Below are 9,596 nucleotides of genomic sequence, written 5' to 3'. Positions count from 1 at the left end.
GACGATGAACACCGAGAGTCCGCCCAGCACCAGTTTCTGCCGTCCATAACGATCAGCCAGCGGACCGACCGCCAACTGGCCCAGGGCAAAGGTGACGAAGTAACTGGAGAGCGTCAGGCCCAGTTCGCGGGCGGTCACGCCGAGGTCGTCGCCGATGACCGGGAACGCCGGGAGGATGATATTGGTGGAGAGCATGCCGATGGCCGCGAGGCCGGCGAGCAGTGCGACGATTCGACCGGTCAGGGCTGGACCCGATGCGTGTGGCTGCGCGTCTGCAATCGCTGATGCGGTTCCAGTTTCCATGGATCAATCCCCTTGGCCGATTTTTGTCTGGCTTATGATGGTCGTAATATGACGATCGTCATCTGACGAGTCAAGGCAGAAATGATCCTGGAAAAGAACGTGGTGGAGGAAAACGGACAGGCGGGAAGGGACCACCCTGGATGACTCGGCCGCCGCTTGCCAGCGTCAACCGAGTCAACCTGCACCCAGCGAAGGGGCGGGGACTTTGCAACAAGACCCTGCATCTACCTGTAACGCTGCTCGAACACCGCCAGTTGTTCAGGCTTGATCAACTGGAAGGGCACCCACACCTCGGCCTCGACCGGCTCGCCCTTGATCATCTTGAGGGCGGCCTGCACTGCGCTAGTCGCCTGGGCCTTGGGGTCCTGGAACACCGAGGCGACCAGCATCCCGCGCTTGATCGCCGCCAGGCCGTCCGGCAACCCGTCGATGCCGACAATCGCAACCTCGCCCTTGGCCTTGCCGGACTGTTGCAAGGCCATGGCCGCACCGATGGCCATCTCGTCATTGTTGGCGACGATGGCATCGAAACGGCTGCCGGCGAGCAGCCAGTTGCTGGTCAGGTCCATGCCTTTGTTGCGCTGCCACTCGGCACTCTGCTGCTCGACCACCTTGATGTCGGGAAAGTCCTTGAGCACTTGCTTGACCCCTTCGGTGCGGTCATGGGTGGCGTTTTGCGCGAGGTCGCCCATGATGATCGCGAGGTTGCCCTTGCCACCGAGTTTTTCGGCGAGGTAACGCATCTGCAGTTGGCCGGCCTCGATGTCATTGGACGCCACCGTGACCACGCCTTTGGGCAGCGTACGTTCGTCGGGGTGACGGTTGACGTACACCAGCGGTGTCTTCGCCTCGACCGCGGCGCGGGTGATGTTGGCGGTGGCGGAGGTGTCCACCGGCAGGACGATTACGGCATCGACTTTCTGGTTGATGAAGCCCTGGACCTGGTTGAGCTGGCGAACCACATCGCCCTGGGCGTCCTCGAACTGGATCTGGACGCCGTCCTTCTTGGCGGCCTCGTCGAGGCCGTTACGCACATAGGTCATGAAGTTATCGTCGACCCTGGCGATGCTGACGCCGATGCGATAGTCGGCGGCGGCCCATTGGCTGAAGATCAGGAGCAGCGTGGCGAACAGCAGTGTGCAACGACGCATGATGGTTTTCCTTTTGTTGTTATGAGTGAACGTCATCAAGAAATGTTCTGCAGGGGCCTCATCCACGCAGCGTGAAGGCTTGCCTGAAGCGCTCGAGCGCCCGTTCGCTGTCGCCGCTGGCCCAGCCTTCGAGGCCGACCACACCGCTGTATCCCATGGCGGACAACGCCCTGGCAATCGCCGGATAGTTGATTTCACCGGTGCCCGGTTCCATCCGGCCAGGCACATCGGCGACCTGGATTTCACCGATGGCGTCGCCGGCGCGCTGGATCAGCTCGATCAGGTTTCCTTCGCCGATCTGCGCGTGATAGAGGTCCAGGTTCATCTTCAAGTGCGGGCTGCCCACGGCCTCGATCAGCGCCAACGTGTCGTCGGCGCGGGCGAAAGGCGTGCCGGGATGATCGACTTCGGTGTTGAGGTTTTCCAGCAGGAACACCCGGCCGGCGTCTTCCCCCAGGCGGGCGATTTTTTCCAGGGTCTTGCAAGCGCTCAGCCACATGCGGCCGGTGGCTTGGGCGACGGGTTTGACCGGCAGACCCTGGTCGCCCAGGCCGGTGCCGTGCAGGTTCAGGCTCGGGCATCCCAATTGCGCCGCGACGGCCAAGGATTCCCGGGCGCTTTCGAGCAATTGCCGGATGTCCTCGGGGTCGGTGAGGTTGCCCGCGATGTAGCCGGTCATCGACGTGAAGTCAGCGCCAGTGGCAGCGAGGGCCTGGATGTCCTTGGTCGTCCAGTTCCAGATCTCGACGCTGAAGCCCAGCGCGTGGATGCGTTTGACGCGTTCGACAAAGGGCAGGTCGAGGAACACCATCTCGGCGCTGACCGCCAGTTTGAACGGTATGACACTCATGAAAGCGCTCCTTGAACACGCACCGCTTTGCCTTGCTGGAAAGACTCGATGCAGGCGCGGGCAATCGCCAGCGCGGCCCGGGCGTCTTCACCGCTGGCGCGGGGTTTTTCGCCGCTGCGCACGCAATCGACGAAGTGATTGAGCTCGGCCACATAGGCGTCACGCAGCAAGTCGGTGTCCATGCGCTGGGTATCGGCCTGCACGCCACTGGCCAGGTAGCGCAGCAAGTCGCCGTCGTTGACGCTGCCCATGGTCAGCATGCCGGCGCTGCCGAACACTTCCCCGCGGACATCGTAGCCGTATACGGCCTGGAAGTTCGCCTCGGCCGTGGCGATGGCGCCGTTGTCGAATCGGATCGTGACCACTGCCGTGTCGAGGAACCCTTTGTGTTTGAAATCTGGCGCAATCAGCGCGTCGGCCATGACAAACACCTCAACCGCTTCGGCACCCGGGTTGAGATAACGCAACGTGTCGAAATCGTGGATCAACGTTTCCAGGAAGATCACCCATTGCGGCGAGGCGGCGGGATTGTTCAGCGCCGGATCGCGGGTCAGCGAGCGTAGCAATTGTGGCGTGCCGATCCGGCCGGCAACCACGTCCAGGTGAGCCGTGCGGAAGCTCTTGGCGAAGCGCCGGTTGAAACCCACTTGCAGCGTCACCCTCGCATCGGCAGCGGCGGCAATGGCGCGATCGGCTTCCTCCAGGGTAATGGCCATGGGTTTTTCGCAGAACACGCTTTTGCCGGCCTGCGCCGCGCTGATCACCAGTTCGGCGTGGCTGCGGGCGGGCGCGGCGATCAGCACGGCGTCGATGTCCGGGTCGTCCAGCAACTGCTTCGGATCGGTATAGACCTTTTGTACACCCAGTTCCGTTGCCAGGCGTGCGGCCTGGCCCGGCGTAGGGTCGGCAATGGCGGCAAGGCATGCGCCTGGGATGTGTCGAGCGGCGGTCAGGCCGTGAAAGCTGCCCATGCGGCCCGCACCGATAAGGCCCAGGCGGAGGGTGTTGGATGTACTCATGAATGACTCCCTTTTTTTGTTGTTCGCGACGCGTTGTCGGTACAAGGTAGGGAGCAAGCGCTGTGCCAGTTTATAACTGGCTGAAACTTATAGGTTTTATGGGTGATTGATGCATAGGAGTGTTCATTTGTATGACATGTCTATACTGACATGTCGAAAATATGGACACAGAGCCCGCCATGAACACACAGCCGATGGCCTTGAACGTTGAAGACCGTGATTACCTGACCGCCCTTGGTCCCGCATCGTTGAATGGCGGATCAAGCCCGGCGCTGGATAAGGCCTGGCGCGCCTGCTTGAAGGGCGTCACCGAGCGTCCTGCGGGTGTCAGGCAGGTGATCTGGAACTCCTGGCGGCGCAGCGTCGATGCCGGCCTCGATCCGGAGGACGGCGAGTACCGTTTCGTCGCGCCCGCTGAGTTGACCGAGACGTTGGCGGCGAATCGACTGTTGATTGCCGCGGCGGCGCAGGTCATGCGCGGCTTGCTTGCCTACAACCCCAACGGGCATATCAACCTGACGGATGCCGAAGGCACCACCTTGTACTTCTGCGGCCTGGACCTCACGCCCATCGGCAGTCGATTGCTGGAGACGGTACAAGGCACCAACTGCACCGGACTGGCGCTGGTTGAAGACCGTCTGGTGTATGTGCTGGCTGGCGAGAACTTCGGCGTCGGCCTGCGCCAGCGGCATATGCATTGCGCCGCCGCGCCGATCCGCGACGCCCACGGTCGGACCCTGGCGATGTTGACCTTGACCGCCGAACCCGGCTGGTTTCACTTCCACACCTTGGGCACCGTCCAGGCCGCGGCCGAAGCCGTCGCCCGGCAAATGACGCTGCATGCGTTGCTGGAAGAACAGCAAACGGTCCTGGAAGTGCTCAACGAAGGCTTGGTGGTGTTGGATGAAAACGGCGACATCAAGGCCCTCAACCATTACGCCCGGCAGTTGTTTCGTGTCGACCCTGCCTGGCTGGGCAAGCCGTTCCAGAGTCTGGGGCAGACCGAACTGAGCGGTGAAATCCTGCGCAGCACCGGGGAAGGGGTGCGGGACCTGGACTGCACGTTCGAGCTGCACGATCGCAGCCACCTCGCCTGCCTGGTGTCGGTTTGTCCGCTGGAGCAGGGCGGTCGCGTTGTTTCGTTGCGTGAAAACCGGCGCATCCGCGAGATCACCCGGCGCATCATCGGCACCCAGGCCAGCTACACCTTCGAAACCATCCAGGGCCATTCACGCGCGATCCAGGACGCGTTGCATCTGGGCCGAATCGCCAGCCGCAGCGACTCGACCACGCTGATTCTCGGTGAGAGCGGCACTGGCAAGGAACTGTTCGCCCAAGCCATCCACAATGCCAGCGAGCGTCGCGGCGGGCCTTTCGTCGCAGTGAATTGCGGCGCCATTCCCCGCGACCTGGTGCAGAGCGAACTGTTCGGCCACGTCGAAGGCGCGTTCACCGGCTCGGCGCGCGGCGGCTCGGCGGGCAAGTTCGAACTGGCGGACGGCGGGACGATTTTCCTCGACGAGATCGGTGACATGTCCTTCGATGCGCAAGTCAGCTTGCTACGCGTCCTGCAGGAAGGCGAAATCACCCGCGTGGGGGCGAAGAAATCGTTGCGGGTCAACGTCCGCATCATTGCCGCGACCCACCGCAACCTGAGCCAGGCCGTGGCCGAAGGCGCCTTTCGCGAGGACCTTTACTACCGACTCAACGTGCTGGGCCTGACGGTGCCGCCCCTGCGGATGCGCCTTGAAGATGTGCCGATGCTGGCACGGCATTTTCTCGCGCGTTGCGCCCGGTCGCTGAGGAAACCCATGCGCGACCTGTCAGCCGAGGCGCTGGAACGCTTGGGCGCGTACCACTGGCCAGGCAATGTCCGCGAACTGGAAAACGTCATCGAGCGCGCAACCAACCTGGCGGCCACCGAACTGATCCAGGCGACTGATCTTGCACTGGACATCAGGCAGGGAGGCCAGCCATTGGCGCGGCATTGCGCTCCCGCGCCACGAGCGGCCGTGGATCTTGGCACCCATGAAATGAACGTGATCATCGCCGCCCTCAGGGACACGCGAGGCAATATCCGCCGGGCCGCCCGACAGTTGAACGTGTCCCGTGGCGGTTTGTACAACAAGATGAGCCGATTCGGGCTCAAGGTCGAAGCGTTCCGTTCGGGATTGGACTGATCCGAAATGGACTGATTCAGGCTCGACCTCGTTCTCGACCCAACGCCACCAGGCAACCGCCCAGCAACAACGCTGCACCCGCCACCAGCAAGGGCGCGGGTCGCCGCGCCGGCTTGCGCCAACCGCCTTCGACACGTCGCTGGCCGCTGGGTGGGGCGAACAGGTTGCCCGAGGACGTGTCCGATGCCGGGCTGCGGTTCAGTCCCCAGCGCGTCAGCCAGCCCGAGAGTTGCGCGAAGCCCGGCAGCAGAAAGTGTGCCGCTCTCGCCAGTACCGCCGCACTGCCGACGGTGGTGGTGGGCTTGGGGTTGAGGGCACAACTGATCATCGCCTCGGCGACGCGATGCGGGTCGTACACCGGTGGTGGTGGCTTGAGCGCATGGCCGGTGAAATTAGCGCCATCGCGAAAGCCCGGCGTATCCATGACGGCGGGATAGATGTCGCAGACGTGTATATCGCGGTATTCCCCCAGCTCACCGCGCAAGGCTTCGGACAAACCGCGCAGTCCGTACTTGCTCGCCGAATACGCGGCGGCATAAGGCTGGGCGACCCAACTGCCCAACGACAGCGTGTTGATCAGGATGCCGCGTTTTTGCCGCTTGAAATATGGCCAGGCCACGTAGGCGCCGCGCAGGTAGCCGAGCAAATCGGTTTGCAAGACCTGCTCATGGGCTTCCAGCGGCGTTTGCTCGAAATCGCCCACCGCGCCCACGCCGGCATTGTTGATCCAGATGTCGATGCGACCGTCACCGAACGTCGCGGCTTCGGCGGCCAGCGCCTGCATCTGCTCGCTGCGGGTGACGTCGGTGCACACCGCAAGCGCGGCGGCGCCCTGGGCCTGGCATTGCGCGACGACCTCATCGAGCGCCGCACGGTCGCGCGCCGCCAGGACCAGGCGCGCCCGCTGCCGGGCGAACGCTTGCGCGGTGGCGCGGCCGATGCCGCTGGAAGCGCCGGTGATGACGACGAGTTTTTCGGCCAAGGGAGACGACTTGGATTGTCCGGTGGGCCCTGCGCCGACCGCAGGCTGGTCGATTTCGGGCTGCAACGGCGCAAGCTTCAGGCGCACACCGTCAGCCATGACCAGCGTCAGGTCCTCAATGGTGCCGGCGACCCTGTTGGGGTACACCGGTTCGCCCTCCGGATCGAGTTGGTCGTAGATAAATGTCTGGCCTTCCAGCCAACCCACCGCCGTGTTCAGTTCAGGGCCCAGGTAATACTTTCCATCGAGGAAGAAGCCGGGGAAATGCGGCGCTCGCTCGACGCTTTCGACGGCGTAGCGCTCGCCCGTCCTCATGCCGGTTGCCGGGGAAATCATGATCAACACCTCCGCTCTGTTGGTTCTGCGATAGAGAGCGGGGGTGAAACCGGGGTTCCATCGAAGTGAGGAAAGGAAATCCGAGTGAACCGAGGTTCGTTCCCGTCAGTCACTTTTTCAGGAAGTGACTACATCAAGGAGCCTAAGATGCGTTCTGTTTATCTCGCCAGCCTGTCCTTCACCGCGCTGCTCTGCGTCGCGTGTTCAAGCCAACCGCTTGCGACCTGGAGTTACGAGGACGCGCGAAATCGCACTCCGGTGCCGCCCGACCTGGCATACCCCGAGCTGTTTGAAGCGGTACAAGGGCAACAGTTGTTTACCGACCAGAAACATTTTGTCGACGCGCTGCCCAGGCGCGACCCTTCGCAGATCCGCGCGGATTACCTGGCCCGTCGCGACGGTGCAGATTTCAATCTCGACGCCTTCGTAGAGGACAATTTCATCGAATCCGGCCAGGCGGAAAGTCCAACGCCGAAGCCCGGCGCGCCGATCGACGAGCACATCGACAAGCTTTGGCCGGTGCTCAGCCGAACCTACATGCAAGTCCCGCAGTACAGCAGCCTGCTGCCCTTGCCCCAGCCGTATGTCGTGCCCGGCGGACGTTTCCGTGAAATGTATTACTGGGACTCGTATTTCACCATGCTGGGGCTGGAGCAAAGCGGCGACACGGCGCAGGTTCGCCAGATGACGGATAATTTCGCCTACATGATCGACACCTATGGGCACATTCCCAACGGCAATCGCACCTACTACCTGAGTCGATCGCAGCCGCCGTTCTTTGCCTACATGGTGGAGTTGCAAGCGCACATCGAAGGCGAGCAGGCCTACGGGCGCTACCTTGGGCAACTGCAAAAGGAATACGCCTACTGGATGGAAGGGGCGCAGACCCTCAAGCCGGGCGAGGCTGGGCGCCATGTCGTCAAGCTTGCCGACGGCAGCGTGCTCAACCGTTATTGGGACGCCAGCCCGACGCCTCGGCAGGAGTCGTGGTTGCAGGACGTCAAGACCGCTGAACAGGCAGCCGACCGACCCAAGGACGAAGTCTGGCGCGACTTGCGTGCCGGAGCCGAAAGCGGCTGGGATTTCAGTTCCCGTTGGCTGGGGAATGGCAAGGACCTGGCGACCATCCGCACGACGTCCATCGCGCCGGTGGACCTGAACAGCCTGATGTATCACCTGGAGCGCACCATCGCCAAGGCCTGTGAAACCGTAGAGAACGTCGCGTGCGTCAACGCTTATGTGCAGCGCGCCGAGCAGCGTCAACGCGCTATCGAGACGCACCTGTGGAACGCCGACGGCGGTTACTACGTGGACTACGATTGGCAGCAGAACCGCCAGCGCCCGGCGCTCACCGCAGCGACGCTGTTCCCGCTCTATACCGGCCTGGCTTCCAGCGAACGGGCCAACCGTACCGCCGACGCCGTGCGCAAGGGCTTGCTGCGTCCGGGCGGCATCGCCACCAGCCAAGTCAACAACGGCCAGCAGTGGGACGAACCCAATGGCTGGGCGCCCCTGCAATGGGTCGCCGTCGAGGGACTGGAGCGCTACGGCCAAACGGATCTGGCCCGGGAGATTGGCAGTCGCTTCCTGCAACAGGTCCAGGCGCTCTACCGCAAGGAAGACAAGCTGGTTGAGAAATACGACGTGTCCGGACAAGGCAGCGGCGGAGGCGGCGGTGAATATGAATTGCAGGACGGCTTCGGCTGGACGAACGGGGTAACGCTGAAACTGCTCGGAAAATACGGCGGTTGAGTCGGGCCGGTTCGGTGCTATTCTTCGCGAAATCCGTGAAGAATAGCACCGAGATTGGACCAATGAACACGAACCGTCACCAGTTCCCCTCGCCGGAAGACTTGAAGGTCTTTGTGACCGTCATTCGGAAAAACGGCTTTGCCAACGCCGCAGAGGCGCTGGGGTATTCCCCGGCCTATGTCAGCAAGCGCATTGCTGTCCTGGAGTCGACGTTGTCCACCCGGTTGCTGCATCGCACGACCCGGCGCATTGCCTTGACCGGCGACGGTGAGCGTGTGTGGGTCTGGGCCGAAAGGCTGCTGGGGGATTTCGAAGAGTTCGTCGGCGAAATCGCCAACGCACGTCATCAACCCACCGGCTCGCTGAACATCTGCAGCAGTTTCGGTTTCGGCCGCAATCATGTCGCGCCGGCCATCGGCAAGCTGTCACAGACGTACCCTGGCCTCGACATCCGCCTGGATGTGTTCGACCGCGTCGTTGATATCGTTGGCGAGGGCTTCGACCTGGAAATCCGCGTGGGCGATGACCTGCCGGGCCAGCACCTGGGCCGCAAGCTGGTAAGCAATCGGCGCGTGCTCTGCGCGGCTCCCGAATATTTGCAACGACGCGGCACGCCGCAGTCGCTGGAAGACCTCAAGGGCCATGATTGCCTGGTGCTCAAGGAGCGCGACAACGCCTTTGGCATCTGGACCTTGAACAAGAACGGGCGGGAGGAGACGGTGCGCGTCGCAGGCCCGTTGTCTTCCAACAACGGTGAGATTGTCCTGGAGTGGGCGTTGAGTGGCGGCGGCATCATGCTGCGCTCGATGTGGGACGCCGGGCCCCTGCTTGAACAGGGGCGTTTGGTTCAGGTTCTGCCGGCGTATTCGCAAAGTGCCAATGTCTGGGCGGTGTATCCGACCCGGCTCAGTCAGTCGGCAAAGCTGCGGGTGTGTGTCGAGTTTCTTGAGACGTATTTTCGGGATCTGTCGGCTGGGTAGGGGTGGCGGCGACAGCGAAACCGCTTTCGCGAGCAGGCTCGCT

General features: G+C 62.8%; 8 protein-coding genes. 3 read left to right on the top strand and 5 right to left on the bottom strand.

Features of this window, described 5'->3' with window-relative positions; translation table 11 throughout:
* From OC610_RS14155 to OC610_RS14140, 4 genes are all read right to left on the bottom strand, one after another.
* Positions 1–303 (bottom strand): MFS transporter (locus tag OC610_RS14155; protein ID WP_264428495.1); only part of this gene is annotated, 303 nt, incomplete at its 3' end.
* Between the two features lie 224 nt (positions 304–527).
* Complete coding sequence (locus OC610_RS14150; protein WP_264428492.1) at positions 528–1,454, bottom strand: sugar ABC transporter substrate-binding protein; 927 nt, start codon at positions 1,452–1,454, stop codon at positions 528–530.
* Between the two features lie 58 nt (positions 1,455–1,512).
* The gene (locus OC610_RS14145) at positions 1,513–2,304 is read right to left on the bottom strand and encodes a TIM barrel protein (protein WP_264428490.1); all 792 of its coding nucleotides are present in this window, start codon (positions 2,302–2,304) and stop codon (positions 1,513–1,515) included.
* Positions 2,301–3,323 carry a Gfo/Idh/MocA family oxidoreductase gene (locus OC610_RS14140; RefSeq protein WP_264428488.1) on the bottom strand — a complete coding sequence of 341 codons (1,023 nt, stop codon included), beginning with the start codon at positions 3,321–3,323 and terminating at the stop codon, positions 2,301–2,303. Before OC610_RS14140 ends, OC610_RS14145 begins: the two co-directional genes overlap by 4 nt.
* A gap of 179 nt (positions 3,324–3,502) precedes the next feature.
* Here OC610_RS14140 and OC610_RS14135 point away from each other — a divergent pair, with 179 nt between their 5' ends.
* Positions 3,503–5,503: a sigma-54-dependent Fis family transcriptional regulator gene (locus OC610_RS14135; RefSeq protein ID WP_264428486.1), complete on the top strand. Its 2,001-nt coding sequence runs from the start codon at positions 3,503–3,505 to the stop codon at positions 5,501–5,503.
* 16 nt (positions 5,504–5,519) lie between these two features.
* On the opposite strand, the gene OC610_RS14130 is transcribed toward OC610_RS14135, so the two are convergent.
* The gene (locus OC610_RS14130) at positions 5,520–6,821 is read right to left on the bottom strand and encodes an SDR family oxidoreductase (RefSeq protein ID WP_264428483.1); all 1,302 of its coding nucleotides are present in this window, start codon (positions 6,819–6,821) and stop codon (positions 5,520–5,522) included.
* A 147-nt stretch (positions 6,822–6,968) separates the two neighbouring features.
* Here OC610_RS14130 and treA point away from each other — a divergent pair, with 147 nt between their 5' ends.
* Positions 6,969–8,573 (top strand): alpha,alpha-trehalase TreA, encoded by a 1,605-nt coding sequence (gene treA, locus OC610_RS14125; RefSeq protein WP_264428482.1) that lies wholly within the window; start codon positions 6,969–6,971, stop codon positions 8,571–8,573.
* Positions 8,574–8,635: 62 nt separating this feature from the next.
* On the top strand, positions 8,636–9,553 hold the full coding sequence (locus OC610_RS14120) for a LysR substrate-binding domain-containing protein (protein ID WP_264428479.1): 918 nt from the start codon (positions 8,636–8,638) through the stop codon (positions 9,551–9,553).
* Positions 9,554–9,596: the final 43 nt, after the last annotated feature.

Origin of the sequence: Pseudomonas agronomica (assembly GCF_025917275.1) — a bacterium.
Lineage (GTDB): Bacteria > Pseudomonadota > Gammaproteobacteria > Pseudomonadales > Pseudomonadaceae > Aquipseudomonas > Aquipseudomonas agronomica.
The sequence above is the reverse complement of the archived record's forward strand: the minus strand, read 5'-3'. Positions and strand labels throughout refer to the sequence as shown.